13 protein-coding genes are annotated in these 14,690 nt (G+C 63.2%); 5 read left to right on the top strand and 8 right to left on the bottom strand.

Annotated elements, in window-relative coordinates; translation table 11 throughout:
* Position 1: 1 nt before the first annotated feature.
* Both RI444_RS11930 and RI444_RS11935 read left to right on the top strand, forming a co-directional pair.
* A complete protein-coding gene (locus RI444_RS11930; RefSeq protein WP_069694427.1) occupies positions 2-1,651 on the top strand; it encodes an amidohydrolase in 1,650 nt (549 codons plus the stop codon).
* A 159-nt stretch (positions 1,652-1,810) separates the two neighbouring features.
* Positions 1,811-2,554 carry a polyprenol monophosphomannose synthase gene (locus RI444_RS11935; RefSeq protein ID WP_021470503.1) on the top strand — a complete coding sequence of 248 codons (744 nt, stop codon included), beginning with the start codon at positions 1,811-1,813 and terminating at the stop codon, positions 2,552-2,554.
* Between the two features lie 79 nt (positions 2,555-2,633).
* Here the strand turns inward: RI444_RS11935 and RI444_RS11940 are convergent, their stop codons facing one another.
* The 4 genes from RI444_RS11940 to RI444_RS11955 all read right to left on the bottom strand — a co-directional run bounded on the left by RI444_RS11940 (position 2,634) and on the right by RI444_RS11955 (position 5,734).
* The gene (locus RI444_RS11940) at positions 2,634-2,981 is read right to left on the bottom strand and encodes an RNA polymerase-binding protein RbpA (protein WP_021470504.1); all 348 of its coding nucleotides are present in this window, start codon (positions 2,979-2,981) and stop codon (positions 2,634-2,636) included.
* A 302-nt stretch (positions 2,982-3,283) separates the two neighbouring features.
* Positions 3,284-4,255 carry an SPFH domain-containing protein gene (locus RI444_RS11945; RefSeq protein WP_021470505.1) on the bottom strand — a complete coding sequence of 324 codons (972 nt, stop codon included), beginning with the start codon at positions 4,253-4,255 and terminating at the stop codon, positions 3,284-3,286.
* An 82-nt stretch (positions 4,256-4,337) separates the two neighbouring features.
* Positions 4,338-4,799, bottom strand: a complete 462-nt coding sequence (locus RI444_RS11950) for an NfeD family protein (RefSeq protein ID WP_031215946.1) — start codon at positions 4,797-4,799, stop codon at positions 4,338-4,340.
* A gap of 80 nt (positions 4,800-4,879) precedes the next feature.
* The gene (locus RI444_RS11955; protein ID WP_179014079.1) at positions 4,880-5,734 is read right to left on the bottom strand and encodes a methyltransferase domain-containing protein; all 855 of its coding nucleotides are present in this window, start codon (positions 5,732-5,734) and stop codon (positions 4,880-4,882) included.
* A 68-nt stretch (positions 5,735-5,802) separates the two neighbouring features.
* Between RI444_RS11955 and RI444_RS11960 the strand changes: the two genes are divergently transcribed.
* Positions 5,803-7,854, top strand: coding sequence for a S9 family peptidase (locus RI444_RS11960; RefSeq protein WP_316963805.1), 2,052 nt, complete (start codon positions 5,803-5,805; stop codon positions 7,852-7,854).
* On the opposite strand, the gene RI444_RS11965 is transcribed toward RI444_RS11960, so the two are convergent.
* A complete protein-coding gene (locus RI444_RS11965; protein WP_021470509.1) occupies positions 7,851-8,573 on the bottom strand; it encodes a peptide deformylase in 723 nt (240 codons plus the stop codon). The two genes, RI444_RS11960 and RI444_RS11965, sit on opposite strands and share 4 nt — an antisense overlap.
* 38 nt (positions 8,574-8,611) lie before the next feature.
* Between RI444_RS11965 and RI444_RS11970 the strand changes: the two genes are divergently transcribed.
* Positions 8,612-9,025, top strand: coding sequence for a nuclear transport factor 2 family protein (locus RI444_RS11970; protein ID WP_062096893.1), 414 nt, complete (start codon positions 8,612-8,614; stop codon positions 9,023-9,025).
* Between the two features lie 46 nt (positions 9,026-9,071).
* On the opposite strand, the gene RI444_RS11975 is transcribed toward RI444_RS11970, so the two are convergent.
* From RI444_RS11975 to RI444_RS11985, 3 genes are read right to left on the bottom strand one after another with little or no spacing between them, the layout of a single operon-like run.
* Positions 9,072-10,211 (bottom strand): FAD-dependent oxidoreductase, encoded by a 1,140-nt coding sequence (locus tag RI444_RS11975; RefSeq protein WP_207604806.1) that lies wholly within the window; start codon positions 10,209-10,211, stop codon positions 9,072-9,074.
* Positions 10,208-10,918 carry a class I SAM-dependent methyltransferase gene (locus RI444_RS11980; protein ID WP_021470512.1) on the bottom strand — a complete coding sequence of 237 codons (711 nt, stop codon included), beginning with the start codon at positions 10,916-10,918 and terminating at the stop codon, positions 10,208-10,210. Before RI444_RS11980 ends, RI444_RS11975 begins: the two co-directional genes overlap by 4 nt.
* The gene (locus RI444_RS11985) at positions 10,915-12,051 is read right to left on the bottom strand and encodes a type III polyketide synthase (protein ID WP_179014087.1); all 1,137 of its coding nucleotides are present in this window, start codon (positions 12,049-12,051) and stop codon (positions 10,915-10,917) included. The genes RI444_RS11980 and RI444_RS11985 overlap by 4 nt, the downstream gene beginning before the upstream one ends.
* 215 nt (positions 12,052-12,266) lie before the next feature.
* On the opposite strand from RI444_RS11985, the gene RI444_RS11990 reads away from it, so the two are divergent.
* Complete coding sequence (locus RI444_RS11990; RefSeq protein ID WP_021470514.1) at positions 12,267-14,660, top strand: ATP-binding cassette domain-containing protein; 2,394 nt, start codon at positions 12,267-12,269, stop codon at positions 14,658-14,660.
* Positions 14,661-14,690 lie beyond the last annotated feature (30 nt).

Raw genomic sequence — 14,690 nt, forward strand, 5'->3', positions numbered from 1 at the left:
AATGAACCAGCTTGGCGTGCCCGCCGGCAACACACCCGACCGCAAGGTCACCCTGTACCGCAACGGTTCCATCTACACGGCGGCCGACCCCTTTGCCACCGCCATGGTGGTGGATGGAGACACGGTTGCCTGGGTTGGTTCAGAGCAGGCCGCGACGTCCATCGCCGACGCAAACATGGAGATCATAGACCTCCACGGAGCGCTGCTTGCCCCGGGATTCGTGGACTCGCATGTGCACTTGACCGAGACGGGAATTGCGCTCGAGGGGCTCGCGCTCGATTCGGTGCGCTCAGCGCCGGAACTCCTGGATGCGGTCGCTGCGGCCCCCGGGACCGGCCCGGTTCTGGGACATGGCTGGGATGAGTCAACCTGGGGTGACCGAAGCCTGCCCACCCTTGAGGAACTGGACAGGGCATCGGGTGGCAGGTCGGTTTACTTGTCCCGGATCGATGTGCACTCGGCGTTGGTGTCCTCTTCCCTCGCAGAGGCGGCAGGACTGCGCGGACTCGACGGTTTCCAAGGCACTGCACACGTCCTGCGGACGGCCCACGCAGCTGCAAGGATCCACGCGCGGACATTCGATGACGGCACCCGCCGGACCTACCAGGAAAAGACCCTGGCAGAGGCCGCGAAGAACGGCTACGTCGCGCTGGCGGAGATGGCCGCACCCCATATCTGCGGCCCGGAAGACCTACGGCTCGCAGCGTCATGGAACGCCTCCGGCGTACATCCCCTTGTTCTGCCGTACTGGGGTGAGCTGGCCACCTCAGCTGAAGAGGGGCGGCAGATCCTGGACAGCCTGGGCACCGAGGTGCTTGGCCTCGCCGGGGACTTGAACATGGACGGCTCCCTTGGTTCGCGGACCGCGGCTTTGAGCGCTGACTACTCCGACGCCGAAGGCAACAGCGGAAACCTCTACCTTTCCGTGGAAGAGGCCGCCCAACACCTTGCCGCTTGCTCATTGTTGGGAATCCAAGGCGGATTCCATGTCATTGGTGATGCCGGACTGGCCGCCGTGCTGGATGCCTTGGATGCAGCCGCGTCAGAGGTCGGCGAGCAGCGCGTCAGGGCAGCCGGCCACCGCCTGGAACACGTGGAACTCGCAGATGCGGCCGCCATTGAACGCCTCGCCAAGCACTCCGTTACCGTCAGCGTTCAGCCTGGCTTCGATGCCGCATGGGGCAAGCACGGCGGGCTGTACGAACAGCGGCTGGGTGAACGCAGCCGGGCAATGAACCCCTTCGCCTCCTTCTATGCCAACGGGGTACCCATTGCCTTCGGCAGCGACAGCCCGGTAACCCCGCTCCGCCCGTGGTCAAGCATCCGCGCCTGCCTGGAACACAGCAACCCGGAACAGCGGATATCGGCCAGGGCAGCCTTCCTGGGGCATACCCGCGCGGGCTGGCGTGCCACCAAGCACCGGAATCCGCTCATGGGGCAACTGGTCCCGGGCGCCCCCGCGAGCTTCGCGGTATGGGAGGTGGAGGAGCTCATGGTTCAGGTAGCGGACACCCGTGTGCAGTCATGGAGCACCGATCCGAGGGCGCGTACTCCCTTGCTTCCGGCACTGGATGCTGGCACCGACCCTGTGTGTCTCCAGACGGTGCGGGAAGGCCGGGAACTCTTTGCCCACGAGTCCCTTCGTGCCTGATTGCCCGTAACCTGGTTCAGTTCCCTGTGCCGTGATGTGCGCGGCGCCACAAAGGCAGGGAGCTTCAGAACCGTCACCCTATAATGGAGAGTTGCGCCAGAACGCCAGCACCAACGCTGGTCCGGCACACCGACCGCTCCATCAAGGAAAGGCCTCTTCTTGCGTGTCCTGACGATCATCCCCACCTACAACGAGCTGGAATCGCTCCCGAAGACACTGGGCCGCCTGCGTGCAGCAGTTCCGGAATCCGACGTCCTCGTGGTGGACGACAACAGCCCGGACGGAACGGGGCAACTCGCGGACGGCATCGCCGCCGAGGATAGCCAGGTCCATGTCCTGCACCGCAAAGGCAAGGAAGGCTTGGGCGCTGCCTACATCGCCGGTTTCAAGTGGGGCCTCGCGGCTGGTTATGACGTGTTGGTGGAAATGGATGCCGACGGTTCCCATAAGCCTGAGCAGTTGCCGTTGCTGTTGGATGCTGTCAAGGACGGCGCCGACCTCGCCATGGGTTCACGATGGGTTCCCGGCGGCAGCGTCGTCAACTGGCCGCTGTACCGGCAGGCGATTTCGCGGATCGGCAGCACCTACGCCCGACTAATGCTCGGAGTGAAGATCAAGGACGTGACCGGGGGCTACCGGGCCTTCCGCCGGACCACTTTGGAGGCACTGAAGCTGGATGAAGTCGAGTCGGTCGGCTATGGCTTCCAGGTTGACCTTGCGTGGCGTGTGGCCAAGCTGGGCCTGCGCATTGAGGAGCGCCCCATTACGTTCGTGGAGCGTGAATTGGGCGCCTCGAAGATGAGCGGAAACATCGTGGTGGAAGCCATGATCAACGTCACCAAGTGGGGCCTCGCTGCCCGCTGGGCGAAACTCACCGGAAAGAAAGCCGGCGTCACCAAGTAGGCGGAAGTCTCTGATACCAAAAAAGTCCGGGTCCGGTTCCGAAAGGAACCAGACCCGGACTTTTTGCTGTGGGCTTCGGTTACGCCGAACGACGCTCGCCGCGACGTTCGCGGAGGATGTTCAAACGATCCTCAAGAATCTGCTCCAGCTCAGGAAGGCTGCGGCGTTCCAGCAACATGTCCCAGTGGGTACGCACGGCTTTCTCGTTCGCATCGACAGGACGTTCGCCGTCCACCAGCAACGCTTCCTTGCCGGTCTTGGAAACCCAAACAGGGGGAATCTCGGCCTCGGCGGAGAAAGTCACGAAGACCTGCTCGCCGTCCTCGCAACGGTACTCGACCCGCTGGCGCGGTGCCGGTTCTACACCGGATTCGGTTTCCATGCTTTGGGCGCCAAGACGCATGCCCCGCAAGCTGCGATCGCTCATGATTACTCCCTCTGTCTGTTCGCAGGGCCGTCAACCCCGCGCTAGCCGCAGGCCGGCACATCGTTCGCCTGCGGACTACTTCTGCACACCTTGCATCACATATTGCAACGCCTGGCCAAGCTTTTATGTTCCATCCGCGCTGAACAGCCGGACAAATATCTCATTATACGCCGCGCTGGGGGGCTGCCCGAACACAGGGCCGAAAAGAAGCCAGCGCAGAAACGAACAACAGAGCAGAAACGAACACAGCGCAGAAAAAAGGAGCAGCCGGCGCTTGACCGGCTGCTCCCTTTCTTCAGCTGCTACTCGGCAGGCCGTCGCTGCTCAGCGGTTTCCGGCTGGCTGGACGCACCCGAACCGCCAAAGAGCCCCTGGACGGGGGAGTCTCCGTTGGCCCCACCCAGTGCGCCTCCGATGCCTTTGAGGGCCTCGCCCACTTCGCTGGGAATGATCCACAGTTTGTTGGACGTACCCTCTGCCAGCTTCGGGAGGGTCTGCAGGTACTGGTAGGCCAGGAGTTTCTGGTCCGGGTTTCCCTTGTGAATGGCATCAAAGACCTTCTGGATGGCTTGGGCTTCACCGTCGGCGCGCAGGATGGCCGCTTTGGCGTCACCTTCGGCCGCAAGGATTGCTGCCTGCCGTTGACCCTCGGCCGTCAGGATCTGGGACTGCTTGGTGCCTTCCGCAGTGAGGATTGCGGCGCGGCGGTCACGTTCGGCCCGCATCTGCTTCTCCATCGAATCCTGGATGGAGTGGGGCGGATCGATGGCCTTCAGCTCAACCCGCGAGACCCGGATGCCCCAGCGGCCCGTGGCTTCGTCCAGGACTCCGCGGAGCTGGCCGTTGATCTGGTCACGGGAAGTCAGGGCTTCCTCAAGGTTCAGCCCGCCCACCACGTTACGGAGCGTTGTGGTGGTGAGCTGTTCCACGGCCTGGATGTAGTTGGCGATCTCGTACGTGGCAGCCCGAGGGTCCGTCACCTGGAAATAGACCACGGTGTCGATGGAGACCACGAGGTTGTCTTCGGTGATGACCGGCTGCGGCGGGAAGGAGACCACTTGTTCGCGGAGGTCGAGCAGCGGCAGGAGCCGGTCGACAAAAGGAATCAGGATGGTGAGTCCCGGGTTGAGCGTCCGCTGGTACTTGCCGAGCCTTTCAACGACGCCGGCGCGCGCTTGCGGGATGATCCTCACCGAACGGACCAACACGATGATGACAAAAATAACGAGAACAATCAGCACAATTGCTGCCGCTGTTCCTCCCAGGCCGTCCATACATCTCCTTCATTCCCCAATTGAGTGGTTTGGTGCGGCGACGAGGGGCAGGCAACGGCCGCCCGTCGGCAAAAGTGCGTAGTCAGTGCGGGCTGTCTCCGGCAGTGGAGGCCACTACCGCCGTCGCGCCGTCGATCTTGGTCACCTGAACTGTGGCGCCGGCATCGAGCGTTCCCGAAGTGCTGCGGGCAGTCCACACGTCGCCCCCGATCTTGACCAAACCGCTGGTTCCGTTGACGGCTTCGATGACGACGGCGGACTGTCCAATAAGGCGGTCAATGTTTGTCCGTTGTTCTGCGGGCCCTTTACGGAGGTGCTTCAGCGCAACGGGGCGGACGAAGGCGATCATCAGCAGGGAAACGACGCTGAAAATTACGATCTGCAGCCAGAAATCAGCACCGGCGAAGTCGGCGATCAGGCCGGCAAGCGCGCCGCCGCCCAGCATGATGAAGAAGAGGTCGAGGGTGAGCATCTCCACCACTGCGAAAGCGAGGAAGACGGTGAGCCATAGTGCCCACCAGTTCTCGCCGAGCCATTCGAACATCGGTTCCCCCTTGGTCCCGGACTCCGGAGACGGAATCAATCGCGCTGTTATTCCATCCTAGCCCGAGGCGGAGGCCCACGTCAGGACGGCATGTCGCCCAATGTGAAGACGCTGATGCTGAACCTCGCGGTGGTGGATACCGGTCCGCCTGCGCGTGCTTGTTCGGCAAGTTCCACGGGGTCGCGGTGGTGTCCCGCGGGCCCCATGAAGGCAAGGTCTGCCAACGTACCTGGGTCCAAAGTGAGCGGTATGTCCAGCTCCTCGGAATGTTCCAGGCTGAAGTGACCGCCGAGCGAGCCGGCGAGCCGTTCCTCTTTGTCCTGCTGGATGGAAAGCATGCCCGTACGCCCGGCAGCTTCGGCCAGGTGCCCCTGCCGCGGGGTGACGATGACCAGGCGTCCTCCCGGGCGGAGGACACGGGCGAATTCGACAGCATTGCGTGGAGCAAAGACCACGAGGATGACGTCCACGGAACCGTCAGCCACGGGAAGCGGCCGCCAAATGTCCCAGACGATGTTGGCAACCTGCGGATTCACCCGGGCAGCACGCCTGAGGGCGAATTTGGAGATGTCCAAGCCAATGGCGTCCACTGGCCGTTTCTGAAGGACGGCATGCAGGTAATGGCCGGTACCGGTCCCGGCATCGAGCACCAGCGCGTCGGGGCTATCGAGGAACTGTGCTGCAAGGTCGGCCACGGCGTTGGAAAGTGGCGCATAGTGCGCGCCGTCAAGGAAGCGTTGCCGGGCCGAAACCATGTCCGCAGTATCGGCTTCGAACACAGTGCCCTTGCCGGTCAGGAGGTTGAAGTAACCCTGCTTGGCGGCGTCGAAAGCGTGGCCGGAGGCGCAGAGCAAACCCCGCACCTGCCCAACGCCGGTTTGGAAGCCCGCCCCGCACACAGGACAACGAAGCACAGCGATGGCATCCTCAAGCATGGGTCCAATCCTACGGGGACGGAGTGTCCGGCCCGCGCCCGTGACCGGGGACGGCTAGGCTCACCAACGTGAAACCCGAACAGCTTCCCTTGGTGAACTCCGTCTCCGCCCCTGCGATCCACCCGGACGGGTCAAGGGCCGTGGTGTCAGTCAGCAGGCCCGATTTCGACGGCGACGCCTACGTTGGACAGTTGTGGACGGTTCCGCTGGACACCACAAAACACCCGCGACGCATTACGCGGGGATTCCATGACACGGCACCTGCTTTCTCTCCGGACGGCCTCGTCCTGGCGTTCCTTCGGCGCGAACCGGACGGCAAACCACAGCTCTTCGTCGTGGAGTCGGCCGGCGGTGAACCGCAGCGCATCACCGACGTTCACTCCGGCGTCGAAAGTTTCACCTGGGCGCCGGATTCACACAGGGTGGTTTACACCGCCCGGGTCCCGGAGGCGGGACGCTACGGAACGGTCGACGGCGTCACCTCCGGACGTGAGGATGCGCGGCTTATCCGCGCCAAGCAATACAGGCTCAACGGCATCGGCTACCTTGCCGACCATCGGAAGCACTTGTTCCTGGTGGAAGTGCCGGAACTTGGGGGTGAGCCTGCAGTCCAACCGACAGGGCGCGCTGCCCGTGAGTTGGCGCCGGGAACGTTCACCGGCGTTCCCTATTCCAAGCAGCTCACCTTCGGGGACGCCGATCACGACTCACCGTGCTTTTCGGCGCACGGCGAGTCCATCTATTTCGTCGCGTCATTGCACGAATGGCGCGACGACGATCTGGTCCGCTCCATTTTTCGCCTGAACGCCGCGGGAGGGGAGCCGCAGCCGGTGTTGCCGGCAGACGGCACCAAACGGACTGTCAAGGCGTTCAAGCCTTCTATGAACGGTCAATGGATCTTCTTCACCGCGCAGGACCTGGGCGAAACCGGCCTGGATTTCGTAGCCCGCAACTCAGTCCTGTACGTCATGCCGACCGACGGGGGAGAGGCACGTGCGCTTACGGACAGTGAACATCTGGATGTTTCCGGTCCGCTGGAGCAGGGAGGCGCAGAGAGCGTCCTGGTCCTGAACACGGCGCTCGGATCCGTCGAACTGCTCAGGGTACCGGCCGACGGCCCCATCGAACCCCTCGTACACGGGGCGAGGGTAGTGCTTGGCGCAACAATGGCCGCCAACGGAGAAATCGCCCTCACCTTCACGGATGCGTCTACCGCTGGAGACGTGGCATCCCTGGAACGGGACGAGTTGCGTCACCTGACAGACTTCTCGGCGGAACTGCGCAACAACTCCCGACTGTCCGAGCCCCTGGAAGTGGAGGCAACCTCGGCTGACGGTTATCCCGTGCAAGGCTGGGTGGTCCTCCCTGACGGGCCGGGACCCCATCCCGTATTGCTGAACATTCACGGCGGACCCTTCGCCCAGTACACAGGCGCATTCTTCGACGAGGCCCAGGTGTATGCGGCCGCGGGTTACGCAGTTGTGATGTGCAACCCACGAGGCTCCGCAGGCTACGGCCAGACGCACGGACGGGCCATCCGCGCGCACCTGGGCAGCTTGGACATGCAGGACGTCCTGGCCTTCGTGGACGCAGCAACGAAGGAATTTCCCGCTTTGGATGCCGAACGCCTGGGCATCATGGGCGGATCCTACGGCGGTTACCTCACGGCATGGACCATCGCGCACGACCACCGCTTCAAGGGCGCGATCGTGGAGCGCGGTTTTCTGGACCCAGTGAGCTTCACCGGTTCGGCGGACATCGGTTGGTACTTCAGCCAGGAGTATCTGGGCACCTCAGAAGAACAGTTGATTGCCCAAAGCCCCATGGCGGTGGTCGGGAAGGTGAGAACTCCCGTCATGGTCATCCACAGCGAAAACGACCTCCGCTGCCCGCTGGAGCAGGGCCAGCGGTATTTCGGCAAACTTCAGGCCCAGGGGGTTGATACGGAACTCCTGGTCTTCCCCGGCGAGGACCACGAGCTCTCGCGGTCCGGTACGCCGCACCACCGCAGGGAACGGTTTGACCACATCCTCGCGTGGTGGGCGCGGTACCTTCCTACCCCGAAGAACCGTCCTTCTCCGGCAAGCGACCCGGACCGCCAAGCCGCCTCTGACCCCTAAGACCCTGACCGCTGGGCTGACGGAGCATGGGTTCCGTTGTCCTGGTCCGGCAGGAACCCCAAGGTATGCCTGGCTTCATCGATGCCCGGCTGCGCCCAACGCGCAGAGTGCTCGGCGTTACTGGATAGCGAACGCAACTCTGCCCGATCAAGGTACAACGTTCCGTCCAGATGGTCCGTTTCATGCTGGGCGATCCTGGCCTGCCAGCCGGAGAGCAGTTGTCGGTTCGGCTGCCCTTCGGGTGTCAGGTACGTGAATTCGATCTGCCTGTGCCTGGAGACGACGGCTTGGTACCCGCTGACGGACAAACACCCTTCATAGAAGGAAGCCGTCTCCGTCCCCACGGACCGATAGCGGGGGTTCAGTACAGCAAGGAACTCGAGTGGCTCCCTGTCCCGGGCAGCGGACGACGCCGGGTCGATGGTGTATTGGTCCTCCAGGACAGCCACCCTCAGGGGAATACCGAGTTGCGGCGCAGCAAGGCCAACACCGGGTGCAGCGTGCATGACCTCACGCATCCTGGCAATGAAAGCTCCAAGTTCGGCCGCGTCGAGCTGGCCATCGAAGGGAGCGGCCAGCTGCCGGAGAACGGGGTGGCCGGCCTGGACGATTGGTGGCATGGCCTCAGCGTCCAGAATGCGGCGGACGGCGTCCCTGATCCGGACAGGAGTGAAATCAGTGGCAGGGGCTGTTGCACCGGAATCGGAAAGATGGGTCATGGGTCGAGCTTACGGGCACGTGGGATAGGCTCGTGACGATGAGCAGCGATACCAACCCTTTGGATGTAGTACTGGGCTTCGTGCGGACTGTCGAAGCAGGCGGTGGCTCCGCCGACATCGAGCCGTTTCTCACCGAGGACTTCACCTTGACGGAGTGGCCTCACGCCTTATCCAAGAACGGTTCCACACGAACGCTGCAAGAGACTTTGTCCGGGGCCGACGACAGTAAATCAATTGTCTCCGACCAACACTTCGAGGTTGTGCGCAGCACCACCGAGGGAAACCGCGTGGTGCTGGAAATGAACTGGTCCGCCACGCTACTGCTTGACCTGCCGCACTGGGATGCCGGCGAAAGGATCCGTGCGCGGAGCACCGCAGTGTTCGAACTGCGCGATGGACGCATCGCCAGCCAGGACACCTACGACTGCTACTACACGCAGCCCGAGCAGTAACGGAACGCGGCCGACGAAGGTCAAGCCCGCCCGGCACGGCCTGTCGCTACCGCATGGTGAAGCGGCGCTCCACAAGTTCGGTGACAGGTCCCAGCTGCAAGGCGCGGGCAAAAGCTGCATTTCTGGCAGTCATGACGGCCGGCGGCAGCGGCCTTCCCAAGGCCATGTTCAGTCCGGCTTGGCGCGAGGCCCTTATCGCGGCACGACGCCGATCCTTCTCAACGAGCCGGAGCCTGCCTCCCACATCCTGTCCAGCCATGGACGCGTCCATGAGTGGCACCACAGCGGCTGCATCCAGCCATCCCAGGTTCATCCCCTGGCCTCCGATCGGGCTGATCTCATGCGCCGCGTCGCCCAGAAGGACAATACGGCCATGCACCATGCGGGGAGCCAGGCGCGCCCGCACGTCAAAGGCACTGAGCATGCTGTTGGAACTTTCATCCGGGAACACGCCTGTCCTGGCCCCCACCAGCGTTGCCAGGCCATCCGCCGTCGGAGTGATGGCCGGGGACCCCAGACGCACCACCCATCGGCGGACGCCGCCGGGCAAGGGAAAGGATTCGACGATGCCGTCGGGCTCCAGGTACAGGACTGCTGCGGGGCCGTGTCCCGTATCATCCGCGAAATCGCCCATCAGGTAGCTGTCCGGATAGCCCTTTGAATGAAGGCACGGCAGTAGCCGCTCACGGAAGGACGAGTGGGCACCATCGGCTGCCACCACAAGGCGTGCCCGCATTTCCACGGCGCCTTCCGGCGACTCCGCAACAACGGTGACTCCACCGCCGTAGTCCGTGGCGTCCACGACCCTTGCCCCACGCACGACGGCGGCCGGGTCCAGTGCGGCGACCGCTTCTTCCAAGGTCCGCTCCGTTACGGGCTGCGGAACTGCCAGGATGAAGGGAAAATCGGGATCACTGCGGAAGGGCAGCTCGGCAACCCGTTTGCTCCTGCTGTACGCCAGGCCTCTATCGATCCGGACCCCCGCGGCAACCAGGGAGTCCGCAATCCCGGCCCGATCCAGTGCCCGCAAGGCCGGCGGATGGATCCCTATGGCCCGGGAACGGTTGCTCCTACCGACGCGTCGTTCAAGGATCCGCACGGACCGGCCGCGCTGAAGGAGCAGCAAGCCCGTGAACAACCCGACGGGGCCGGCGCCAACCACCACCACATCAGGCCCGGCCGTCACAGTGGTTCATCCCGTCGATACACAAGGAAGTGGTGCCAGGGCCCGTTGCCCTCCACTGTCCACCGGGCCGGCGCTGCGTTCCGCAGTTCCGGGGCTGTGTAGCTCCGGGCGATGGAGATGAGCCCGTCGCCGCAGATAAAGGAGCCCAGGCCCAGAGGCCAGAAGCCGGCGGCGAACAGTGCATAGGAGAGGTTGCTGCGCTTGAGGTCATTGTGCAGGACGATGCCGGAGGACAGCGCTTCGGAATCACGGAGCATGCCGGCCAGTTGCTCCGGATTCAGGTGATGAAGCACGTGGTTGGACAGGACAACGTCGAATGCCAGCCCTTCGGCCACCAGTTCGGAGGTATGGGCACGCCGGTAGCTGACGCCTTTCACGGCAGGGGCCTGGACTGCGAAACCGTATGCCCGTTCGTCCGGGTCTATGCCGGTCACCTGCATTTCAAAGCCGTCCTTCGCTGCCCAACGGGCCAGACTGCGGGCAACATCTCCACCACCGCAGCCCACATCAAGCACCGTGGCCGAACCGCGTGTTTCCAGGATCGGCCGCAGCCGCTCCAAATAAGTCCGGCGCCAGCCCGAGAGCAGGTAGTTCACCACCGGAAACCGGGCATAGCTTCGGTTGAGCCTTTGCAGGTCGCAGTCAGGGCGGTCCATGTCCTCGACGGCGTGGGGGTCCCTTTCCCGCAGCGGCCCCCAAGGGCTCACAGGTCGGGGGAGACCAGCGTAAAGAGCCCCGTCTCCACGGTGAGGCCCGGGCCGAATGCCATGGAGCATATGCGTTCTTCCCGTTCGGCCGCGCGGCGGTTGAGCATGTGCTTGAGCACGAAGAGGACTGTTGCGCTGCTCATATTGCCGTATTCGCGCAAGGTTTCGCGGGCAGGCACGAGCTGCTCGGGAGTCAATTCAAGCTTGGACTCCACCTTGTCCAAAATGCTGCGGCCGCCGGGATGGATGGCCCAGTGCGTGATGTCCCGGTAGGGCTTCTCCGGGAGGCCGGGTTCCTTGGCCAGCAGCGGTTCGAGAGCTCCGGTGATGTGCTCCTCGATGATGTGCGGAACGTAAGTGCCGAGGACCATTTCGAATCCTTCATCACCGATGTTCCAGGCCATGGCTTCTTCGCCTACAGGCGTGAGGACGGTTTCAAAGTGGTCCAGCCGGATGACCGGTTCCGGGCCTTCGGGCTCCCGTGCCGTGACGATCGTTGCCGCCGCTCCGTCTCCGAAGATCGCAGAACCCATGATCGTGTCCGGATCGTTGGAAGTCCTGACATGCAGTGAACAAAGTTCGGCGCAGATGACCAAGACCACCGCTTCCGGGTCCGAGAGGCAGAACTGCCTGGCGGCGCGCAGGGCCGGGAAGGCGGCGTAGCATCCCATGAATCCCAGGTGGTAGCGCTGGACAGAAGGCTGAAGTCCCAGGGCACGGACCACCTTGTAGTCTGGGCCCGGGTTGAAGAACCCGGTGCAGGAAACTGTGATGACGTGGGTGATGTCCTCCAACCCGAGCCCTGGCGCACCGGCGACGGCTGCCTTCCCGGCCTCGATGAACAGCTTGGCCGCTTCGGTCGCAAAGATCTCGTTCCGCACCTTGGTGCTGGGGCTGAGGACACGGTTGCTGGCGGGATCGAAAAACTTCGGATTCTCCGGATGTGCGTCAAGGCTCAGTTCCGCTACGGCGGTGTACCGGGTGTCAATGGCAGCTGAGTCGAAACAGGTGGAGACCAAACGCGACCCGAGCCGCGTGAGGCCCGGTTGAGCTGCGAAAACGTCGCGGGCTTGGGACTGAACGAGGATAGTTGGCGGAACTGCGGTTTCCAGGGACCTCATGTATACCGGCATGCTTCATTCTTAGCGAGGATCGTCGGGAAGACAATGGCGCATCTCCGCCTGCTCCTTCATGGGCAGCTCCACCGCGGCCCATTACTCTGGAACTATCGTTGCCGCTACGGCGCCAACGAACGAGAATCGGACGTAGCCGCCAGGGCCGTCCGGCACGGGGACAGGTGACGCCGACGGGGGACTGTTGGGCAGCGCCGCCTACAGATGGAGAAACCATGAGCATAGCCGCGGGCACGGACACGGAACCGCAAACGCCGCACGTCGCTGACAGCCACGACCTCATCCGGGTGCAAGGTGCGAGGGAAAACAACCTGAAGGACATCAGCCTGGAGATCCCAAAGCGACGCCTGACGGTGTTCACGGGAGTTTCGGGGTCCGGCAAGAGTTCGCTCGTGTTCGGCACTATTGCGGCCGAATCGCAGCGCATGATCAACGAGACCTACAGCGCCTTCGTGCAAGGGTTCATGCCTTCCCTGTCGCGTCCGGACGTGGATGTCTTGGAAGGGCTGACGACGGCGATCATCGTGGACCAGGAGCGGATGGGATCCAATCCCAGGTCCACGGTGGGGACGGCCACCGATGCCAATGCCATGCTTCGAATCCTGTTCAGCCGTCTGGGCGAGCCGCACATCGGATCGCCCAATGCGTACTCGTTCAATGTCCCTACAGTCAAAGCCAGCGGGGCAATCACTGTGGACCGCGGGGAGGGCAAGACCAAAACCGAGAAGGCTACCTTCAACCGTTTGGGCGGCATGTGCTCCCGCTGCGAAGGCATGGGCTCGGTCAGCGACTTCGACCTGACGGCACTCTATGACGCAACAAAGTCGCTCAGCGAAGGCGCCCTCACGGTCCCCGGTTACAGCATGGACGGCTGGTACGGGCGCATCTTCAGCGGAACCGGCTACTTCAATATGGACAAGCCGATCGCCAAGTTCACCAAGAAGGAGCTGCACGACCTCCTATACCGCGAGCCCACCAAAGTGAAGGTTGAGGGCATCAACCTCACATATGAGGGACTCATCCCCAAGATCCAGAAGTCGATGCTGTCCAAGGACGTCGACGCGCTGCAACCCCATGTCCGCGCCTTCGTTGAACGGGCCATTACCTTCACTACCTGCCCCGAATGTGAAGGGACGCGCCTCAGCGCGGAGGCACGTTCGTCCAAGATCCACGGCAAGAGCATTGCCGATGTCTGCAAAATGCAGATCAGCGACCTGGCCCAGTGGATCCGCGGTCTTGAAGAGCCGTCCGTGGCGCCCCTGCTGAAAGGGCTGCAGCATCTGATGGATTCTTTCACCGGGATCGGTCTTGGCTACCTGTCCCTTGACCGGCCAGCCGGCACATTATCCGGGGGAGAAGCCCAACGGACCAAAATGATCAGGCACCTCGGTTCATCATTGACCGATGTCACGTACGTCTTTGACGAACCAACCATTGGGCTGCATCCGCACGATATTGAGCGAATGAATCAGTTGTTGCTCCAGTTGCGGGACAAGGGCAACACGGTCCTGGTGGTTGAGCACAAACCTGAAACCATTGCGATCGCTGACCATGTGGTGGACCTCGGTCCCGGCGCCGGAACCGGCGGAGGCATGGTGTGCTTCGAGGGCGATCTGGCCGGCCTGCGGGGGAGTGACACCATCACGGGGCGTCATCTCGACGACCGCGCGTCCATTAAGGCGGATCTCCGGTCAGCTACCGGCCAGCTCGAGGTCCGGGGGGCATCGACGAATAACCTGCAGAACGTCGACGTCGATATTCCTTTGGGCGTCCTGTGCGTCCTCACGGGCGTTGCAGGCTCCGGCAAGAGTTCACTGATCCATGGTTCGGTGGCCAAGCGTGACGGCGTGATAGTTATCGACCAGGGCGCCATCCGCGGTTCGCGGCGCAGCAACCCCGCAACCTACACAGGGCTGCTGGAACCGATCCGAAAAGCTTTCGCCAAAGCCAATGGCGTGAAACCAGCTTTGTTCAGTTCCAACTCGGAAGGCGCCTGCCCCACCTGCAACGGTGCGGGCGTCATCTACACCGACCTCGGCGTCATGGCGACGGTGGAATCCACGTGCGAAGAGTGCGAAGGCAAACGCTTCCTGGCATCGGTTCTGGAGTTCACTCTGGGCGGCCGCAATATTGCAGAAGTGCTTGCAATGTCCGTCGAGCAGGCGGAGAAGTTTTTCTCCGAAGGCGATGCACGCACGCCTGCTGCGCATAAGATCCTCGATCGGCTTGCCGACGTCGGGCTCGGTTACCTCACGCTGGGCCAGCCTCTGACAACGCTCTCCGGCGGCGAACGCCAGCGGCTGAAGCTGGCCACCCAGATGGCCGAGAAGGGCGAAATCTACATCCTGGACGAGCCCACCACAGGCCTGCACCTGGCCGACGTCCAGAACCTTCTGGGCATGCTGGACCGGTTGGTGGATTCCGGCAAGTCGGTCATCGTCATCGAGCACCACCAGGCAGTCATGGCTCATGCGGACTGGATCATCGACTTGGGCCCCGGGGCAGGGCACGACGGCGGACGCATAGTTTTCGCCGGCACGCCGGCTGAGCTGGTGTCGGGCAAGGATACGCTGACGGGCAAACACCTCGCAGCTTACGTAGGGGCCTGACAACGGCAGCACCATGGGGTTGCGCCGGGG

It is taken from the genome of Paenarthrobacter sp. AT5, from assembly GCF_032764245.1.
Lineage (GTDB): Bacteria > Actinomycetota > Actinomycetes > Actinomycetales > Micrococcaceae > Arthrobacter > Arthrobacter ureafaciens.

What these genes read in the sequence shown, in the direction of transcription:
- RI444_RS11985 (WP_179014087.1), bottom strand. Translation starts at nt 12,051, where the DNA reads ATGCCGGTATACATGAGGTCCCTGGAAACCGCAGTTCCGCCAACTATC.
- RI444_RS11950 (WP_031215946.1), bottom strand. Translation starts at nt 4,799, where the DNA reads ATGTTCGAATGGCTCGGCGAGAACTGGTGGGCACTATGGCTCACCGTC.
- RI444_RS11955 (WP_179014079.1), bottom strand. Translation starts at nt 5,734, where the DNA reads ATGCTTGAGGATGCCATCGCTGTGCTTCGTTGTCCTGTGTGCGGGGCG.
- RI444_RS11965 (WP_021470509.1), bottom strand. Translation starts at nt 8,573, where the DNA reads ATGACCCATCTTTCCGATTCCGGTGCAACAGCCCCTGCCACTGATTTC.
- RI444_RS11945 (WP_021470505.1), bottom strand. Translation starts at nt 4,255, where the DNA reads ATGGACGGCCTGGGAGGAACAGCGGCAGCAATTGTGCTGATTGTTCTC.
- RI444_RS11940 (WP_021470504.1), bottom strand. Translation starts at nt 2,981, where the DNA reads ATGAGCGATCGCAGCTTGCGGGGCATGCGTCTTGGCGCCCAAAGCATG.
- RI444_RS11970 (WP_062096893.1), top strand. Translation starts at nt 8,612, where the DNA reads ATGAGCAGCGATACCAACCCTTTGGATGTAGTACTGGGCTTCGTGCGG.
- RI444_RS11930 (WP_069694427.1), top strand. Translation starts at nt 2, where the DNA reads ATGAACCAGCTTGGCGTGCCCGCCGGCAACACACCCGACCGCAAGGTC.
- RI444_RS11990 (WP_021470514.1), top strand. Translation starts at nt 12,267, where the DNA reads ATGAGCATAGCCGCGGGCACGGACACGGAACCGCAAACGCCGCACGTC.